At 64.0% G+C, this 17,764-nt stretch carries 15 protein-coding genes; 4 read left to right on the top strand and 11 right to left on the bottom strand.

From position 1 onward, the window contains the following. The first annotated feature begins 185 nt into the window (after window positions 1-185). A complete protein-coding gene (locus EB235_RS06800; RefSeq protein WP_027031715.1) occupies window positions 186-956 on the top strand; it encodes an SDR family oxidoreductase in 771 nt (256 codons plus the stop codon). A gap of 138 nt (window positions 957-1,094) precedes the next feature. Here EB235_RS06800 and recQ read toward each other — a convergent pair whose 3' ends face one another. Next, window positions 1,095-2,924: a DNA helicase RecQ gene (recQ, locus tag EB235_RS06795; protein ID WP_027031716.1), complete on the bottom strand. Its 1,830-nt coding sequence runs from the start codon at window positions 2,922-2,924 to the stop codon at window positions 1,095-1,097. A 268-nt stretch (window positions 2,925-3,192) separates the two neighbouring features. Here recQ and EB235_RS06790 point away from each other — a divergent pair, with 268 nt between their 5' ends. Beyond that, window positions 3,193-4,614 carry a coniferyl aldehyde dehydrogenase gene (locus EB235_RS06790; protein ID WP_027031717.1) on the top strand — a complete coding sequence of 474 codons (1,422 nt, stop codon included), beginning with the start codon at window positions 3,193-3,195 and terminating at the stop codon, window positions 4,612-4,614. A gap of 55 nt (window positions 4,615-4,669) precedes the next feature. Here EB235_RS06790 and EB235_RS06785 read toward each other — a convergent pair whose 3' ends face one another. After that, window positions 4,670-5,008 carry a cupin domain-containing protein gene (locus tag EB235_RS06785; RefSeq protein WP_027031718.1) on the bottom strand — a complete coding sequence of 113 codons (339 nt, stop codon included), beginning with the start codon at window positions 5,006-5,008 and terminating at the stop codon, window positions 4,670-4,672. 46 nt (window positions 5,009-5,054) lie between these two features. Continuing rightward, window positions 5,055-6,464 (bottom strand): glucuronate isomerase, encoded by a 1,410-nt coding sequence (uxaC, locus tag EB235_RS06780; protein ID WP_027031719.1) that lies wholly within the window; start codon window positions 6,462-6,464, stop codon window positions 5,055-5,057. Window positions 6,465-6,639: 175 nt separating this feature from the next. Between uxaC and EB235_RS06775 the strand changes: the two genes are divergently transcribed. Continuing rightward, window positions 6,640-8,133, top strand: coding sequence for a mannitol dehydrogenase family protein (locus EB235_RS06775; protein WP_027031720.1), 1,494 nt, complete (start codon window positions 6,640-6,642; stop codon window positions 8,131-8,133). Between the two features lie 51 nt (window positions 8,134-8,184). On the opposite strand, the gene EB235_RS06770 is transcribed toward EB235_RS06775, so the two are convergent. The 8 genes from EB235_RS06770 to EB235_RS06735 all read right to left on the bottom strand — a co-directional run bounded on the left by EB235_RS06770 (window position 8,185) and on the right by EB235_RS06735 (window position 16,973). Continuing rightward, window positions 8,185-8,592 (bottom strand): F0F1 ATP synthase subunit epsilon, encoded by a 408-nt coding sequence (locus EB235_RS06770; protein ID WP_027031721.1) that lies wholly within the window; start codon window positions 8,590-8,592, stop codon window positions 8,185-8,187. 59 nt (window positions 8,593-8,651) lie between these two features. Beyond that, window positions 8,652-10,232, bottom strand: a complete 1,581-nt coding sequence (atpD, locus tag EB235_RS06765) for a F0F1 ATP synthase subunit beta (RefSeq protein WP_027031722.1) — start codon at window positions 10,230-10,232, stop codon at window positions 8,652-8,654. Between the two features lie 70 nt (window positions 10,233-10,302). Further along, a complete protein-coding gene (locus tag EB235_RS06760; RefSeq protein WP_027031723.1) occupies window positions 10,303-11,187 on the bottom strand; it encodes a F0F1 ATP synthase subunit gamma in 885 nt (294 codons plus the stop codon). A gap of 31 nt (window positions 11,188-11,218) precedes the next feature. After that, a complete protein-coding gene (atpA, locus tag EB235_RS06755) occupies window positions 11,219-12,748 on the bottom strand; it encodes a F0F1 ATP synthase subunit alpha (RefSeq protein ID WP_027031724.1) in 1,530 nt (509 codons plus the stop codon). Continuing rightward, the gene (locus EB235_RS06750; protein WP_027031725.1) at window positions 12,748-13,308 is read right to left on the bottom strand and encodes a F0F1 ATP synthase subunit delta; all 561 of its coding nucleotides are present in this window, start codon (window positions 13,306-13,308) and stop codon (window positions 12,748-12,750) included. The genes atpA and EB235_RS06750 overlap by 1 nt, the downstream gene beginning before the upstream one ends. A 246-nt stretch (window positions 13,309-13,554) precedes the next feature. After that, window positions 13,555-13,950 (bottom strand): DUF4345 family protein, encoded by a 396-nt coding sequence (locus EB235_RS06745; protein WP_027031726.1) that lies wholly within the window; start codon window positions 13,948-13,950, stop codon window positions 13,555-13,557. A gap of 94 nt (window positions 13,951-14,044) precedes the next feature. Next, window positions 14,045-14,740 (bottom strand): aspartate/glutamate racemase family protein, encoded by a 696-nt coding sequence (locus tag EB235_RS06740; protein WP_027031727.1) that lies wholly within the window; start codon window positions 14,738-14,740, stop codon window positions 14,045-14,047. Window positions 14,741-14,789: 49 nt separating this feature from the next. Then, on the bottom strand, window positions 14,790-16,973 hold the full coding sequence (locus EB235_RS06735; protein ID WP_027031728.1) for a primosomal protein N': 2,184 nt from the start codon (window positions 16,971-16,973) through the stop codon (window positions 14,790-14,792). Between the two features lie 92 nt (window positions 16,974-17,065). Between EB235_RS06735 and fsa the strand changes: the two genes are divergently transcribed. Beyond that, entirely contained in the window at window positions 17,066-17,722 is a 657-nt protein-coding gene (gene fsa / locus EB235_RS06730; RefSeq protein ID WP_027031729.1) for a fructose-6-phosphate aldolase, read from the top strand. Window positions 17,723-17,764: the final 42 nt, after the last annotated feature.

Below are 17,764 nucleotides of genomic sequence, written 5' to 3'. Positions count from 1 at the left end.
TGCGGCAGGAACACCGCACATAGGCCGGCAGACGGGACGCAACGCCGGCCTGGGCAGCAATGCTGCATTCGCCAGCGCGCATTAAGTTCAGTTGACCGGCTTCGATTGAACGATAGGCTTGAGAACAAGCCGCCGATTGCCGCATGGGATCGGTTCCCGTCCCATGCGTGCAGAGGCCGCCTGTTGTGAGCATTTTCGACCAATTTTCCCTGGAGGGGCGAGTGGCCTTGATCACCGGCGGCGGACGCGGCCTCGGTTTCGAGATCGCGCGCGCCTTTGCCGAAGCCGGAGCCCATGTCGTGGTGACCGGACGCACCGCCGCAACGCTCGATGCCGCCGTCGCCGCCATCACCGGAAATGGCGGCAGTGCGCAGGCTGCGGCCTTCGACGTCGCCGACATCGGGGCGGGCCGTGCGATGATCGCCGACATCCGCAAGACCCGTGGCCGGCTCGACATCCTTGTCAACAATGTCGGTGCCCGCGACAGGCGGCCGCTCGCCGCCTTCAACGACGAAGACATCCTCGATCTGATGCGGACGGATCTCTTGTCGGCGATCTCGCTGTCACGTGATGCGGCGGAGGTCATGAAGGCCCAGGGCCATGGCCGGCTGATCGCGGTGACCTCGATCGTCGGTGAGATGGCGCGCCCCGGCGACGCCATCTATCCCGCCGCCAAGCAGGGACTGACCGGGCTGATGCGCAGCATGGCCGTCGAATATGGCGCCCACGGCGTGACCAGCAACGCCATCGCGCCGGGAATGTTCGCCACCGAGACCAATGCCGCTATGGCGGCGAACCCCGATCTGGTTGCCTTTGCCCGCCAGAGGGTTCCGCTGCAGCGTTGGGGGCGGCCGCAAGAGATCGCGGGCGCCGCGCTTTTTCTTGCCAGCGACGCGGCCTCCTTCGTCAACGGGCACGTCCTGACCGTCGATGGCGGCATGTCGATACAGATGTGAAGATTGCAGGGCCGGCCTTCAGGCCTAGAGCCGGATGATTTCAGGTCGAATCGACCTGAAATTTGAATCCGGCTCTAAATCAAAGAGATAGAGGATGATGTCGTCCGAAAACCGCTTCACACTTTTCGGCATCATGCTCTAGCCGCCCGATTGGTGCGCGGCGATTGCGCTCAGAAAAACCTGGCCGAACTCCTTGAGTTTGGCAGCGCCCACGCCGTTCACTTCAGCGAAGGCATCAAGGTCGCGCGGACAGCGTTCGGCCATGTCGATCAGCGTGCGATCGGAAAACACCACATAGGCCGGCACCTGGCGCTCCTTGGCCAGACGCAGGCGAAGTGTCTTGAGCGTCGCCAGCAGCGAAGCATCAACGCCTTCGGCGCCTGAACCCTCGGCCGCTCGCATCTTGCGCATGGCACGGCTGCGCAATTCTACACGATAGCGGAACGCCACCTCGCCCCGGCCAAAGGCATGGCCCTGCTCGGCAATGGCGAGGCCGCCATGGCCGCTCGGGTCCGGCTCGAGGAAACCGCCGGCGACCAGCTGCCGGATCAGCGACATCCAGAAATCCTTCTTCTGCGCCACGCCGCTGCCGAAGCAGGCGAGCCTTTCATGGCCCCTGGCCAGCACCTTTTCGGTTTCATGGCCGGTCAGGATGTCGATGACGTGCGCGGCGCCGAAGCGCTCGCCACTCTGCGCGACCGCCGCCAGGATGATGCCCGCCTCCGCAGAACCGTCGGCGCGTGGCACCTGGTCGAGGCAGTTGTCGCAATTGCCGCAAGGCTGCGCCTCCTCGCCGAAATAGCCGAGCAGCACCTGGCGCCGGCACTGCGCCGTCTCGCAATAGCCGATCAAGGTGTTGAGCCGCTGGTGCGATCGTTTCTTGTGCTCGGCCGATGCGTCCTCGTCGTCGATGAACAACCGCCGCATGCGGATATCGCCAAGACCGAACAGCATATGCGCCTCGGCATCGCGGCCATCGCGCCCCGCACGCCCGATCTCCTGATAATAGGCTTCCAGGCTGCCCGGCATATCGGTGTGGAAGACATAGGCGACATCAGGCTTGTCGATGCCCATTCCGAAGGCGATGGTTGCCACCATGACGACGCCGGACAGCGTCATGAAGCTGTTCTGGTTCGCCTCCCGCGCCTCCTTGCTCATGCCTGCATGATAGGCGAGCGCGGTGACGCCGTTCTTCTCGAGAAAGGCCGCCATCTCTTCCGTCTTCTTGCGCGACAGGCAGTAGACGATGCCGCTGCGGCCTGGATGACGCTCGATAAAGTTGAGCAATTGCCGCTTGCTGTCCTGCTTGGCCGAGATCGCCAGCTTGATGTTGGGCCGGTCGAAACCCAGCACCAGCGTTTCGACCCTCTCGGCGAACAGCCGTGCCGCGATATCGCTGCGCGTGCTCTCATCGGCCGTCGCTGTCACCGCGATGATCGGCACGTTGGGGAAGATGTGCCGCAGCCGCGACAGGTCCTCATACTCAGGCCGGAACGCCGGTCCCCATTGCGAGATGCAATGCGCTTCGTCAATCGCGATCAGGCTGACGTCGAGCCTTGAGAGCGCATCGAGCATGCGCTCGGTCATCAGCCGCTCCGGCGCCAGATAAAGCAGCCGCGTCTGGCCGGAAGCCACGCGCCGCCAGGCGGCGACATTGGCGTCGCGGTCGATCGAGGAATTGATCGTATCGGCGGCCACTCCGGCCAGGCGCAAGGCGGCGACCTGATCCTGCATCAGCGCCACCAGCGGCGACACGACGATGGTGAGCCAGCCCAGAACCAGCGCCGGCACCTGGTAGCAGAGCGATTTGCCCGCCCCCGTCGGCATCACGGCCAGCACATGGCGCCCGCCGAGCAACGCATCCATGACATCAGCCTGGCCGGGACGGAAATCGTCGAAACCGAACACGTCTTTCAGGACGCGCCGCTTGGGATCCTCGGCCCGAGTGCTGGCTGCCTGCGCCAACATCAGGCGGACACCGGACTGGAAGCGTTTTCCCATGGACAGGAGACGATGGGGGAATCGATCAAGATGCTCTCCGCGTGACGCTATGGAGTAGCCCAGCCATCATCAGCCGACAACCGAAACAGGCCATGGCAACCCGCGGAAACTTCATACCTGCCCGATCATACGGATATCATCGTCTCAAGAACCTTCCCCGGCGACACCTGCACCCCCGCTGGATTCCTTCACGCGCTAGGATGTAAGCTCGGGCCAACAAGCCAGGGAGGGCACGATGCTGCAGGTGAGACAGGATGCTCTCGGCGAGCGGTTCCGCTTGCAACGCGCGGCCTTCGACAAGCAGCCCTTTCCGGACCTGAGCGTGCGGAAAGACCGCCTGAAGCGCCTGCTGGATCTGACCGAGCAGCACGAAGCCGACATTTGCGCCGCGATCAACAGCGACTTTGGCGGCCGGTCAACGCATGAGACGCGCCTTGCCGAACTGTTCGTCGTCCGCGCCGGCATCCGTCACACGCTGTCTCGTCTGAAAGGCTGGATGCGGGAGCGTCGCGTCGCCACCACCTTGCCGTTCCTGCCTGGCAAAAACCGCCTCGTACCGCAGCCGCTCGGTGTGGTCGGCATCGTCTCGCCCTGGAATTACCCCTTTCAGCTCGCCGTCGCGCCTGTCACGGCAGCGCTTGCAGCCGGCAACCGTGTGCTGGTCAAGCCATCCGAACTGACCCCGGCTTTCTCGGAGCTGCTGGCAAGACTTGCCGGCGAGCATTTTGCCGCTGACGAGTTGAGCGTCATCACCGGCGATGCCGAAATGGGCAAAGCCTTCGTCTCAATGCCGTTCGATCATCTGCTGTTCACCGGCTCGACCGCGGTCGGCCGCCAGGTCGCGATCGCCGCCGCCGCCAACCTGACCCCGGTCACGCTGGAACTCGGTGGCAAGTCGCCGGCGATCTTCGATACCTCGTGTGATCTCGATGCGGCCGCGGCCAGCATCGCCTATGGCAAGCTGCTCAATGCCGGGCAGACCTGCATCGCGCCGGATTATCTGCTGGTGCCGAAGGGACAGGCCGGCACCGTCGCCGCCAGGCTCGCGACCGCGGTGGCGCGGCTCTACCCCACTTTGCGCGACAATCCCGACTATACCGCCATCATCAGCGACCGGCACTTTCAGCGCCTACGCGCCATGATCGCGGAAGCCCGCGACGCCGGTGCCGAGATCACCGAAATCAATCCGGCCGGCGAAGAATTCGGCGACACGAGCCGGAAGCTTCTGCCGACCCTGGTCAGCAATGCCGGCCCAGACCTGCGGTTGATGCGCGAGGAGATTTTCGGACCGGTGCTGCCGATCGTCGAGTACGCCACCGTCGACGACGCCATCGACCATGTGAACCGGGCCGACCGGCCACTGGCGCTCTACTGGTTCGGCACCGACAGCGGCAACCGCCAGCGCATCCTGCGCGAAACCGTCGCCGGCGGCGTCACCATCAACGACTGCATGCTGCATCTTGTGCAGGAGAACCAGCCCTTCGGCGGTGTCGGCGCCAGCGGCATGGGCGCCTATCACGGGCAATGGGGCTTCCGCACCTTCAGCAAGGAGAAGCCGGTTTTCCTGCAGTCGCGCCTGAGCGCGGGAGCCATGCTGCACCCACCTTACGGCAAGACGTTCGAGCGGCTTTTCGCCTTGCTCAGGCACATCACCTGACCAGCTTCGCCCGCGTCTCTTCGGGGACGCCCGACAAGGTTATCTCACGCTACTTTCAGGCGAGGAAATCAGCCCTGTGCGGTGTAAAACTGTCGACCAGCCGCCCCGCTTCCAGCGCCTTGACGCCATGCACCAGGCCTGATGGCACGATGAAGCTGCCGCCGGTCCCGAGGATTTCGGTTTGGCCATCTACCGTCACCTCGAAGCGGCCTTCGGCGACATAGCTTGACTGGACATGAGGATGCGAATGCAGGGCGCCGACGCCGCCCTTGTCGAAGCCGAACTCGACCAGCATCAGCTCATCGGTGGAGAGGAGAACCCGCCGCATATTGCCGTCAGGCGTCGGCGTCCAGTCACCCTCGCCGGCATGGGCGAAGATCTTTGTCATCGTCATCTCCTCATCGTCGACGGCTGGCCAACGGTAATCGCATCAGCATGCATCAGAGCCGATAGGCTTTCTTGGCAAGCGTATAGGCCAATTCCGCTGCCAGCTCATGCGCCTCGCTTTCGCGCAGCCGATGTTCAGCGACGAGCCGCGCCAGGAACGCGCAGTCGACCCGGCGCGCCACGTCGTGACGCGCCGGGATTGAGGGAAAGGCCCGGGTGTCGTCGTTGAAACCGACGGTGTTGTAGAAGCCGGCCGTCTCGGTGGTCATCTCGCGAAAGCGGCGCATGCCTTCGGGACTGTCGTGGAACCACCAGGCTGGGCCGAGCTTCAGCGCCGGATAGACACCGGCCAGCGGTGCCAGTTCGCGCGCATAGCTGGTCTCGTCGAGCGTGAAGAGCACAATGGTCAGGTCACGCTCCAGCCCGACGCAGTCGAGCAGCGGCTTCAGCGCCGTCACATAGTCGGTCCGCGTCGGAATATCGAAACCCTTGTCGCGGCCGAACTTCTTGAAAATGTCAGCCGAATGGTTGCGCCAGGAGCCGGGATGAATCTGCATCACCAACCCGTCGTCCCGGCTCATCTTGGCCATCTCGGTCAGCATCTGGGCGCGGAACAGTTTGCGCTCGCGCTCATCATCAGAACCGCGTCGGATGCGGTTGAACAGCTCCTGCGCCGCCGCATCGGAGAGATTGGCGGTCTCGGCCGTCGGATGGCCATGATCCGACGAGGTCGCGCCAAAGCTCTTGAAGAAAGCGCGTCGTTGGCGATGCGCGTCGAGATAGCCGGCCCAGCTGCCTGTGTCGCAGCCGGTCATCTCGTCGAGCCGATCGAGATTGGCCGAAAACCCTTCGAAATCAGGATCGACAACCGCGTCCGGCCGATAGGCGGTGATGACGCGCCCTTCCCAACCGCTGTCGCGGATCATTTTGTGCCATTTCAGATCGTCGAGCGCGCCTTCGGTCGTTGCGATGACCTCGATGTTGAAACGTTCGAACAAAGCGCGTGGGCGGAAATTCTCCCACTGCAGCAGCGTTGCGATCGTGTCGTAGTGGCGGTCGGCGGTCTCTGCACTCAATGGCTCTTCGATACCGAACAGGTCGGCCAGCACATGATCGAACCAGAGCCGGGTCGGCGTGCCGCGAAACAGATAATAGTGCTCGGCAAAGCGGCGCCAGATTGTCCTGCCATCGGTCTCGACAGGCGCGCCATCGAAGGTCGCCACGCCGAGGCCCTCCAGCCGCACGCCCTGGCTGAACAGCATGCGGAAGATGTAGTGGTCGGGCACGATGAGCAGTTGCGCCGGATCCGGGAATGGCTCGTTCAGCGCATACCAGCGCGGATCGGTATGGCCGTGCGGGCTGACGATCGGCAGGTTCTTGACGCCGGCGTAGAGGTCGCGGGCAAGTGAGCGTGAATGCGCCTCGGGGGGAAAGAGCAGGTCCGGATCGGTCAGTGCGACCATGGGAAAGCGTCTCCTTCGAGGTTTGAACCGGTACGTTCGAGCGGAATCGAAGTCAACTTACTGTCGGAAACAGGCATCCTTGCGGCAGGCACAAACAGGTGTTACGCCGCCTGTCATCCCTGCGTAGGGATATCTCCATGACACACCATCCGAAGCCCTCAGCCCGTGTGATATGATGACAAGCAGCCATTTGTCCGACGCCACGCTACGGTCGCTAGCTGAGAAGGTCTCGATCCCAGGCTATGATCGGCGCAAGATCGCCCCGGGCATCGTGCATCTGGGCGTCGGCGCCTTCCATCGCGCCCATCAGGCCGCCTATGTCGACGACTGCCTGGCGGCGGGCGAGACGGACTGGGGCATCGTCGGCGTCTCCTTGCGCAGCGCGGACACGCGCGATGCGCTGGCGCCGCAGGACGGGCTCTACACGCTGGCGATCCGCAGCAGCGGCAAGGAGGAGCTGCGCGTCATCGGCTCGATCGGCTCGCTGCTGGTGGCGCCGGAAGACCCCAGCGCGGTGCTGGCCGCGCTGACCGATCCGCGCACCCGGATCGTCACGCTGACCATCACCGAAAAGGCCTATCTCAGGGCAGCCGGCGGCGGCTTGGACGCTGCCCACGCGGACATTGCCCATGACCTGGCGAACCCACATTTGCCGAAGACGGCGCATGGTTTTCTCACCGAGGCGCTTGCCCGGCGGCGCGCCGCCGATACCTCGCCCTTTACCGTGCTTTGCTGCGACAACCTGCCGGCCAACGGCGCCACCTTGCATCGCCTGCTGACCGAATTCGCCGCGTTGCGGGATGCCGCACTTGGCCTGAGGGGCGATACTGGCATCGCCGGCCACATCGCCAATGAAGTCGCTTTTCCGTCGAGCATGGTCGACCGCATAGTGCCGGCAACCACGGATACCGACCGGGCACGGATCGCCGACGAACTTGGCATCGCGGATGCCTGGCCAGTCATGACGGAGCCCTTCCGCCAATGGGTGATCGAAGACAATTTCCCGGGGGGTCGGCCGGCCTGGGAAAAATTCGGCGTCACCATGGTCGGGGATGTCGCCCCGTTCGAGGACATGAAGCTCAGGCTTCTCAACGGCGCGCATTCGGGAATCGCGTATCTCGGCCTGCTCAGCGGCCACGCCACGGTCGATCGCGCCTTCGCCGATCCGGCAATCCGGCAGTTCGTCGATGCGTTATGGGCCGAGGCAATCCCGACCCTGCCCGAGGACGCTGGGCTCGATACGAAGACCTATACTGAGGAACTCGCGGAGCGTTTCTCAAACACCGCGCTTGCCCATCGCACGGCGCAGATCGCCAATGATGGCAGCCAGAAACTACCGCAACGCATCATCGCGTCCGCCCTAGAATGCCTCGAAGCGGGCACCGAGTTCGTGCATCTCACATTGGTGGTGGCGGCCTGGATCGCCGCTTGCGCCGCGCGCGGAAAAACCTTGCCCGAGAACCATTTCACCGATCCGCTCGACGTACCGCTGACGGCGCTTTTGAGCCAGGAGTTGCCGGCGAACGAAACCGTGACGGCGGTCTTCGACCTGGCCGGCTTCTCCAGGGATCATGCAGAGCGCCAGACGCTGATTGAACTGGTGGCCGTGCATCTGGTGCACCTGCGGCGCGATGGTCCGACACTGGCTTTCGCCGCGCTCGGCATCTAAACAAAAAAGCGAGGCAAAGCCCGCTTTTCACGCATTCATCGAAAGCAAGCCTTACGCCGACAGAAGCGCGCCTTCCAGCGTGGTGAGCTGGCTAAGGAACTGCTCCGCCTTGCTGCGGGACTGATCGTCCTTGGCATCGGCCGCATCTTCCCTAGCTTCCTGGATGCGGCGCGCGAGATCGGCGCGGTCGACATCCTTTACCGCAACAGCCGATTCCGCCAGCAGCGTGCAGCCGGCCGGGACTATATCGGCGAAGCCGCCGAACACGACATAGCGATCCTCGCCGCCGGAGGCATTTTTCACCGTGACGACGCCCGGCTTGATGGTGGTCATGACCGGCGCATGATGCGCCATCACCGTCATCTCGCCCTCTGCGCCCGGAATGACGACGGATTCGACCTCGGCCGAAACCAGCAGGCGCTCCGGCGAGACCAGTTCGAACTTGAAAGCTTCAGCCATGGTGTCTCACAAACTTGGATCGAAAGCAGCGCGGCGGTACCGCGCTGCTGATAAGGAAATTAAGCCGCTTCAGCCGCCAGGCGCTGTGCCTTCTCGACTGCTTCCTCGATGCCGCCGACCATGTAGAAGGCGGCTTCCGGCAGGTGATCGTAGTCGCCGTTGCAGAGGCCCTTGAAGCCCTTGATGGTGTCGGCCAGGTCGACCAGTTTGCCCGGCGCGCCGGTGAACACTTCGGCGACGAAGAACGGCTGCGACAGGAAGCGCTCGATCTTGCGGGCGCGGGCCACGGTCTGCTTGTCCTCTTCCGACAACTCGTCCATGCCCAGGATGGCGATGATGTCCTGCAGCGACTTGTAGCGCTGGAGGATCGACTGCACCTGGCGAGCGACGCCGTAATGCTCGTCGCCGACGACCAGCGGGTCGAGCATGCGCGAGGTCGAATCCAGCGGATCGACAGCCGGGTAGATGCCCTTTTCGGCGATGGCGCGGTTCAGCGTCGTCGTCGCGTCAAGGTGAGCGAACGACGTCGCCGGCGCCGGATCGGTCAAGTCGTCGGCCGGCACGTAGATGGCCTGCACCGAGGTGATCGAACCCTTGGTGGTGGTGGTGATGCGTTCCTGCAGCGCGCCCATGTCGGTGGCGAGCGTCGGCTGATAGCCGACGGCCGACGGGATGCGGCCGAGCAGAGCCGACACTTCCGAACCCGCCTGCGTGAAGCGGAAGATGTTGTCGACGAAGAACAGCACGTCCTGGCCCTGGTCGCGGAAATACTCCGCAACGGTCAGCCCGGTCAGGCCGACGCGGGCGCGCGCGCCCGGCGGCTCGTTCATCTGGCCGTACACGAGTGCGGCCTTGGAACCTTCGCCGCCGCCCTTCTTGTTGACGCCGGATTCGATGAACTCGTGATAGAGATCGTTGCCTTCGCGGGTGCGCTCGCCGACGCCGGCGAACACCGAATAGCCACCATGCGCCTTGGCGATGTTGTTGATCAGTTCCTGGATCAGCACGGTTTTGCCGACGCCGGCGCCGCCGAACAGGCCGATCTTGCCGCCCTTGGCGTAAGGTGCCAGCAAGTCGAGCACCTTGATGCCTGTGATCAGGATCTGTGCTTCCGTCGACTGCTCGACATAGGTCGGAGCCGGCTGATGGATGGAGCGCATTTCGGTTGCATCGACCGGGCCTTCTTCGTCGACCGGCTCGCCGATGACGTTGATGATGCGGCCGAGCATGCCCGGGCCGACCGGCACGGTGATCGGCGCGCCGGTGTCGCGCACTTCCTGGCCGCGCACCAGACCTTCGGTGGAGTCCATGGCGATGCAGCGCACGGTGTTTTCGCCCAGGTGCTGGGCAACTTCGAGCACCAGGCGGTTGCCGACATTGGTGGTCTCGATCGCGTTCAGGATCGCCGGCAGGTGATCGCCGAACTGCACGTCGACGACGGCGCCGATGACCTGGCGGACCTTGCCGACAACGCCGGTTGCCTTGGTGGCCACTGCCGATGTCTTGGCCGCTGCTGCCTTTGCGGGGGCTGCTGCCGCTTTGGCCGGAGCCGCCTTGGCTGCTGCTGCCGGTGCCTTTGCCGCCTTCGCGGGCGCTGCTGCCTTGGGGGCCGCCTTCTGGGGGGTCGCTGCTTTCGCCATCGTCTTTACCCTTTTCGTCCTTTGTTTCTCACGCGGTCCGGTCGCAGGCAGATTGACCCGCGGACCGCGCCTAGAGCGCCTCGGCGCCCGAAATGATTTCGATCAGTTCCTTGGTGATCTGCGCCTGCCGCTGACGGTTGTAGGTGATCGACAGCTTGTTGATCATCTCGCCGGCGTTGCGCGTCGCATTGTCCATGGCGCTCATCTTGGCGCCCATTTCGCCGGCGGCGTTTTCGAGCAGCGCCCGGAAAACCTGCACGGAGATGTTGCGCGGGATGAGGTCGGAGAGGATTTCGCCCGGCTCCGGTTCGTATTCATAGACGGCGTTGCCGCCATCCACCACTGCTGCGGGAGCCGAAGCCACACCGGCCGGAATGATCTGCTGCGCGGTTGGGATCTGGCTGATCACCGACTTGAACTGCGAATAAAACAGCGTGCAGACGTCGAAGGCGCCCTCGCTGAAGAGATGGATGACCTTCTTGGCGATCGCGTCGGCATTGACGAAGCCGAGCGTCTTGACCTCGCGCAGGTCGACACGGTCGATGATCATCGACGCATAGTCGCGGCGCAGGATATCAAAACCCTTCTTGCCGACGCAGATGATCTTGACCTGCTTGCCGTCGGCCAGAAGCCGGCGGATATGGTCGCGGGCGTGACGGGCGATCTGCGAATTGAAACCGCCGCACAGGCCGCGCTCGGCGGTGCAGACCACGAGCAGGTGCACGTTGTCCTTGCCGGTGCCGGTCATCAGCGCCGGGGCGTCGCCGCCGCCACCGATCGCCTGGGTGATGTTGGCCAGCACGGAACCCATGCGCTCCGAATAGGGGCGCGCCGCTTCCGCGGCCTCTTGCGCACGGCGCAGCTTCGCCGCGGCGACCATCTGCATCGCCTTGGTGATCTTCTGCGTCGCCTTGACCGAGGCGATACGGTTACGAAGGTCTTTTAATGAAGGCATGCTTCAAACCTGATCCCGTCTTGCGCTTCGCTCAGGCGAAGGTCTTGGCGAAAGCGTCGATCTCGGCCTTCAGCTTGGCGCGCAGATCGTCCGACAGCGCCTTTTCCTTGCGGATGGCATCGAGAACGTCCTTGCCCGCCGCACGCATGTGGCTGAGCAGGCCCTGCTCGAACTTGCCGACCTGGTTGACCGGCAGCTTGTCGAGATAGCCATTGACGCCGGCGAAGATCACCGCGACCTGCTCTTCAGTCTTCAGCGGCGAGAACTGCGGCTGCTTCAGGAGTTCGGTCAGGCGCGATCCGCGGTTGAGCAGGCGCTGCGTGGCGGCGTCGAGATCGGAGCCGAACTGCGCGAAGGCTGCCATTTCGCGGTACTGCGCGAGCTCGCCCTTGATCGAGCCGGCAACCTGCTTCATCGCCTTGATCTGCGCGGCCGAGCCGACGCGGCTGACCGAGAGGCCGACGTTCACCGCGGGACGAATGCCCTGGAAGAACAAATTGGTCTCGAGGAAGATCTGGCCGTCGGTGATCGAGATCACGTTGGTCGGGATATAGGCCGACACGTCGTTGGCCTGCGTTTCGATGATCGGCAGAGCGGTCAGCGATCCGCCGCCCAGTTCGTCGTTAAGCTTGGCGGCGCGCTCCAGCAGGCGCGAGTGCAGATAGAAGACGTCGCCAGGATAGGCTTCGCGGCCCGGCGGGCGGCGCAGCAGCAGCGACATCTGGCGATAGGCGACGGCCTGCTTCGACAGATCGTCATAGCTGATCAGCGCGTGCATGCCGTTGTCGCGGAAATACTCGCCCATGGTGGCGCCGGCGAACGGCGCCAGGAACTGCATCGGCGCAGGATCGGAAGCGGTAGCGGCGACGATGATCGAATATTCGAGCGCGCCGCGCTCTTCCAGCACCTTGACGAACTGCGCGACGGTCGAGCGCTTCTGGCCGACGGCGACGTAGACGCAGTACAGCTTTTCCTTCTCGGGGCCGTTGTCGTGCACCGACTTCTGGTTGAGCATCGTGTCGAGGATGATGGCGGTCTTGCCGGTCTGACGATCGCCGATGACCAGCTCGCGCTGGCCGCGGCCGACCGGGATCAGCGCATCGATGGCCTTGAGGCCGGTCGACATCGGCTCGTTCACCGATTTGCGCGGAATGATGCCGGGCGCCTTGACGTCGACGCGCTTGCGCTCGACTGCCTTGATCGGACCTTTGCCGTCGATCGGGTTGCCGAGCGCGTCGACGACGCGGCCGAGCAGGCCCGGACCGACCGGAACGTCGACGATGGCGCCGGTGCGCTTGACGATGTCGCCTTCCTTGATGTCGCGGTCGGCGCCGAAGATGACGACGCCGACATTGTCGGCCTCGAGGTTGAGCGCCATGCCGCGGATGCCGCCGGGGAATTCGACCATTTCGCCGGCCTGGACATTGTCGAGGCCATAGACGCGGGCGATACCGTCACCGACGGACAGCACCTGTCCGACTTCGGAGACCTCGGCCTCCTTGCCGAAATTCTTGATCTGGTCTTTCAGAATTGCGGAAATTTCCGCGGCGCGGATGTCCATCAGCCGACCTCTTTCAGTGCAAGCTTGAGCGAATTGAGTTTGGTTTTGAGCGACGTATCGATCTGGCGCGAGCCCATCTTGACCACCAGCCCGCCGAGCAGCGACGGATCGACGGTGACGGAGATGGACACGTCCTTGCCGGCAACGCTTTTCAGCGCCGCCTTGAGTTCAGTCTGCTGGGCGGCGGTCAGCTCGTGGGCCGACGTCACCTCGGCAGCGGTCTCGCCCCGGGCTTCGGCCGCGATCTGGCGAAACGCCTTGATCATGCCGGGAATGGCGAACAAGCGCCGGTTCTGGGCGACGACGCGCAGGAAATTGCCGGCGAGACCGGTGATCCCGGCCTTGTCGGCGATCGCGGCGATAGCCTTGGCCTGGTCCTCGCTGGAGAACACCGGACTGTTGATCAGCCGGGCCAGGTCAGCGCTGCCGGCGAGCATTGCCTCGAAACTGGTCAGGTCGGCTTCGACCTTGGCCACCGAATTTGCCTGCGATGCCAGTTCGAACAACGAACCTGCATAGCGTTCTGCGACACCTGAGATTGGCGATGACGATTGGGCCACGGACCGTCTTTTCTCTTGTCTGACAGGCCGCAGATTGTTGGCGCGAGCAATAACTCTGGCTAAATCTTTGACCTTACTGCATTTTTTCAAGCACGGAGACGCGGCTTCCGCTATCCCCGGCCGAAAGTCGATTGCCGTCTAGCACAGGCATTTTAAGACCGCAATGCGTCGTTCCGCATGGTTTTCAGGCACTATTGTCGCATCCGGCAAAAGACTCGCGTCTTCGCCCCCGCAATACCCTTGGATTCATGGGACAAAGCCGAAGGCAAAGGCGAGCGGCAATGCCGCCAAAGCCAATTCCACCACAATGGAAACCCAATTGAAAGGTGTGTTGGCGCCATCCGACATCATCGACAGCAGCCGGCCGAAGGCGGTGAACAGCCAGGAGAAGCCGAGCGCCATGTAAACCAGCGGCTGCGCGAGCAGGATGCAGCACAGGCCGACACCAAGATAGAAGCCCGACATCCGGCCGCGCCCCTCGGCGATTGCCGCCGCCTTGTCCGGTCTGGCCTGCAGGCGCAGGATGCGGAAGGCAAGGCCCGGCGCCAGGAAAAACAGAAGCCCGAGCAGCACGGTGGCCACCGCGCTCGACCATGCCAGCCATTCGCCCTGGCTCGTCGGCCATGGAAGCGCAAAATCCATCTTGTCCCCTCGAAATGCCTTTTTTGAATTCCAGGCATTCTAGCTAAGGAAAAAAGCCACGCCAGATGGCTCTAGGCACTTTAGGATCAGCGCATCAACCGAGCGCGAATTCGACCGCTGCTTCGGCATGGATGCGTGTCGTGTCGAACACTGGGATGTCGAAATCGCGCTGGCCGATCAGCATGGTGATTTCGGTACAGCCCATGATGATGCTGTCGGCGGCCTCTTCGCGGCGCAGGCGCTCAGCCTCGGCGATGTAGGCAGCCTTCGAAGCGTCGGTAACGATGCCCTGGCAGAGCTCGTCATAGATGACGCGATGCACCATGTCGCGACCAGCAGCATCGGGCACCACGGGTGACAGGCCGTATTTCTCGGCCAGCCGGCCCTTGTAGAAATCCTGCTCCATGGTGAACGTCGTCGCCAGCAGCGCCGGGCGCTGCATGCCGGCACGCTTGACCGCAACCGCGGTGGCGTCGGCGATGTGGATCAGCGGGATGGAGACGGACGTCTGCACCTGGTCGGCCAGCTTGTGCATGGTGTTGGTGCACAAAAGCAGCCCCTCAGCACCACCCGCCTCAAGCTTGCGCGCGGCCTCGACCAGAAGCGCGCCTGCACCATCCCAGTCGCCATGATGCTGCCGCTCGGCGATCTCGGCGAAGTCGAACGACCAGAGCAGCAACTTCGCCGAATGCAGCCCGCCGAGGCGCTCGCGCACGATCTCGTTGAGCAGGCGATAGTAGATGGCTGTCGATTCCCAACTCATGCCGCCGAGAAGGCCAAGGGTTTTCATGTGATCTTCCGTTTTTCGTTGCAGGCAGCGTAACGCGGAAAGCGCGACCTCACAAAAAGCTCTGCGGATCGATATCGACCTGCACTCGGACCGAGCCGCGCTGCTTCGGCCCATTGGCCAGCATGGCGCGGATAAACCCTTGCATGTCGGCGCGCCGTTCGCCCTGGATCAGCAGGCGGAAGCGGTGGCGGCCGCCGAGCAAGGATAGCGGCGCTTCCGCCGGCCCGAGCACGAACAAATCTGACGCCTCAGGCGCGGCGCGGCGCAGGCCGCGGGCATGACCCTCCGCTTCGGCGCGCGTCACCGCGCTGACAATGACACCGGCCAGCCGACCAAAGGGCGGCAAGGCTGCCCGTTCACGCTCGGCGATCTCGCGCTCGTAGAAAGCCTCGGCATCGCCGGAGACGATCGCCCGCATCACCGGATGGTCGGGCTGGAAGGTCTGCAGCAGGCCAAGGCTCTTCTTGCCAGTGCGGCCGGCGCGGCCGGTCACCTGGCTGAGCAGCTGGAAGGTGCGCTCGGCGGCGCGCGGATCGCCATTGGCGAGACCAAGATCGGCGTCGACGACGCCGACCAGGGTCATGTTGGGGAAGTTGTGACCCTTGGCGACGAGCTGCGTGCCAATGACGATGTCGGCCTCGCCATCGGCGATCGCCTCCAGTTCCAGCCGCAGCCGCCGCACGCCGCCCATCAGGTCGGATGACAAGACGATGGTGCGCGCATCTGGGAAATGCGTGACGACCTCCTCGGCGATGCGCTCGACGCCCGGGCCACACGCGACCAGATGATCGAGCGTGCCGCATTCAGGGCAGGCTTCGGGGCGGCGCTCATTGTGCCCGCAATGATGGCAGACCAGTTGGCCGCGAAAGCGGTGCTCGACCAGCCAGGCCGAGCAGACCGGACAGCCGAAGCGATGGCCGCAGATGCGGCACAGCGTCAGCGGCGCATAGCCGCGCCGGTTGAGGAACAGCAGCGACTGTTCCTTCCGTTCCAGTGTCTTCCGCATATGGTCGATCAGCACCGGCGACAGGAAGCCGCCGCGCGCCGGCGGCGCGCGCCGCATGTCGATCGACCTCAGCTGCGGCAGTGCTGCCTCCGCGAAACGGGCAGTGAGAACGGCTCTGTTGTATTTGCCCTGGCTCGCATTGACCCGGCTCTCGACCGACGGCGTCGCCGAGGCCAGCACGACAGGGAAGCCTCCGATATGGCCGCGCACCACCGCCATGTCGCGCGCATTGTAGAAGACGCGGTCTTCTTGCTTGTAGGCGGGGTCGTGCTCCTCATCGACGACGATCAGGCCAAGCTCCTTGAATGGCAGGAACAGCGCCGAGCGCGCACCGGCAACGACACGCACGCTGCCTTCCGCCACTTGCCGCCAGACTTTTTCGCGCATCCGGGGCGGCAGGTCGGAATGCCATTCGCCGGGCTTGGCGCCGAAGCGCTGCTGGAAACGCTCCAGAAAAGCGTGGGTCAGCGCGATTTCCGGCAAAAGAATCAACACCTGCTTGCCCTGATCGAGTGCCGCCGCCACCGCCTCGAAATAGACTTCCGTCTTGCCGGACCCGGTGACCCCGTCGAGCAATGCAACATTGAACACGCCGGCCGCGACATTGGCGCGCAGCATCAATGCGGCGTCGCTCTGGTCCGGCATCAGGTCCGGTATGGCGTAGCTGGAGTCAGGCGCTGCCACCACCGGGCGCGGCGGGATCATCACCGTCTCGAACACGCCTTGCGCCCTGAGCCCTTCGATCACCGTCGACGACACGCCGGCGGCGTGCGCGAGACCCGACCGCGTCCAGGCAAGGCCACCCTCAGCCGTCTCCAGCACACGCGCCCGCGCATCCGTCATCCGGTCCGGAATGATGAGGGTGCGCTGCAAGCCCTCTATCCAGGGTTCCGGATCGAAAGCCTCAGGCGCCCTGAGCAGCATTCGCGCCACCATGCCCGGCGCCGAAAGCGTGTATTGCGCCACCCAGTCGACGAAGCGGCGCATGGCCCGGTCTATCGGCGGGCAGTCGAAGACCTGTGCGATCGGGCGCAGCTTTTTCGCGTCGACGGTCTCGACCGCGCCATCCCAGACGATGCCGGCGACCTGGCGCGGCCCAAGCGGCACGCGCACGATCGACCCCGGCACCACACGCATGCCGGCCGGCACTGCATAGGTGTAGGGGCGTTCGGCCGGCATCGGCACCAGCACCGGTGCGGCCGCGACAAAGGGCGAATCTTCGATCATGAGGCGTGACCTTGCCCCGACTTTGGTCTAGATCAAAGAGCAACGCTGAACGTGCCTTCCCCAAGCACGACGAAATCGTCAGGAGACCCGTCATGAAATTTTTTGTCGACACCGCCGATATCAAGGACATCCGTGAGCTGCACGATCTGGGCCTGCTCGACGGCGTCACCACCAATCCGTCGCTCATCCTGAAATCCGGTGGCAAGATCGCCGAAGTCACCAAGCAGATCTGCGATATCGTCGAAGGTCCGGTTTCGGCCGAAGTCGTGGCGAGCGAGTACAAGGACATGATGGTGGAGGCCGAGGTGCTGGCCAAGATCGCGCCCAATGTCTGCATCAAGGTGCCGCTGACGCTGGACGGCCTGAGGGCCTGCAAGACGATCCGCACCCAGATGAATCGCATGGTCAACGTCACGCTGTGCTTCTCGGCCAACCAGGCGCTGCTCGCCGCCAAGGCCGGCGCCTCGTTCATCTCGCCCTTCGTTGGCCGCGTCGATGACACCGGTTCGGACGGCATGGAGCTGATCCAGGAGATCCGGCAGATCTACGACAATTACGATTACCAGACCGAGATCCTCGTCGCTTCGGTGCGCACGGTGAACCATGTCAAGCAGGCGGCCCTCATCGGCGCCGACGTCGTGACCGCACCGCCGGCGACGCTGAAGGCGCTGGTCAAGCACCCGCTGACGGACAAGGGCCTGGACCAGTTCGCCGCCGATTGGGCAAAAACCGGCCAGAAGATCGGCTGAGGTCGCACGGCTTCAAACGAAAAAGGCCGGGTTAACCGGCCT

Source organism: Mesorhizobium loti R88b, from assembly GCF_013170845.1.
Classification (GTDB): domain Bacteria; phylum Pseudomonadota; class Alphaproteobacteria; order Rhizobiales; family Rhizobiaceae; genus Mesorhizobium; species Mesorhizobium loti_B.
The sequence above is the reverse complement of the archived record's forward strand: the minus strand, read 5'-3'. Positions and strand labels throughout refer to the sequence as shown.

Bases quoted from the DNA above. Each gene is read 5' to 3' on its own strand.
- recQ (WP_027031716.1), bottom strand. From the start codon at position 2,924: ATGTTGGCGCAGGCAGCCAGCACTCGGGCCGAGGATCCCAAGCGGCGC.
- EB235_RS06790 (WP_027031717.1), top strand. From the start codon at position 3,193: ATGCTGCAGGTGAGACAGGATGCTCTCGGCGAGCGGTTCCGCTTGCAA.
- EB235_RS06785 (WP_027031718.1), bottom strand. From the start codon at position 5,008: ATGACGATGACAAAGATCTTCGCCCATGCCGGCGAGGGTGACTGGACG.
- uxaC (WP_027031719.1), bottom strand. From the start codon at position 6,464: ATGGTCGCACTGACCGATCCGGACCTGCTCTTTCCCCCCGAGGCGCAT.
- EB235_RS06775 (WP_027031720.1), top strand. From the start codon at position 6,640: ATGACAAGCAGCCATTTGTCCGACGCCACGCTACGGTCGCTAGCTGAG.
- EB235_RS06770 (WP_027031721.1), bottom strand. From the start codon at position 8,592: ATGGCTGAAGCTTTCAAGTTCGAACTGGTCTCGCCGGAGCGCCTGCTG.
- atpD (WP_027031722.1), bottom strand. From the start codon at position 10,232: ATGGCGAAAGCAGCGACCCCCCAGAAGGCGGCCCCCAAGGCAGCAGCG.
- EB235_RS06760 (WP_027031723.1), bottom strand. From the start codon at position 11,187: ATGCCTTCATTAAAAGACCTTCGTAACCGTATCGCCTCGGTCAAGGCG.
- atpA (WP_027031724.1), bottom strand. From the start codon at position 12,748: ATGGACATCCGCGCCGCGGAAATTTCCGCAATTCTGAAAGACCAGATC.
- EB235_RS06745 (WP_027031726.1), bottom strand. From the start codon at position 13,950: ATGGATTTTGCGCTTCCATGGCCGACGAGCCAGGGCGAATGGCTGGCA.
- EB235_RS06740 (WP_027031727.1), bottom strand. From the start codon at position 14,740: ATGAAAACCCTTGGCCTTCTCGGCGGCATGAGTTGGGAATCGACAGCC.
- EB235_RS06735 (WP_027031728.1), bottom strand. From the start codon at position 16,973: ATGATCGAAGATTCGCCCTTTGTCGCGGCCGCACCGGTGCTGGTGCCG.
- fsa (WP_027031729.1), top strand. From the start codon at position 17,066: ATGAAATTTTTTGTCGACACCGCCGATATCAAGGACATCCGTGAGCTG.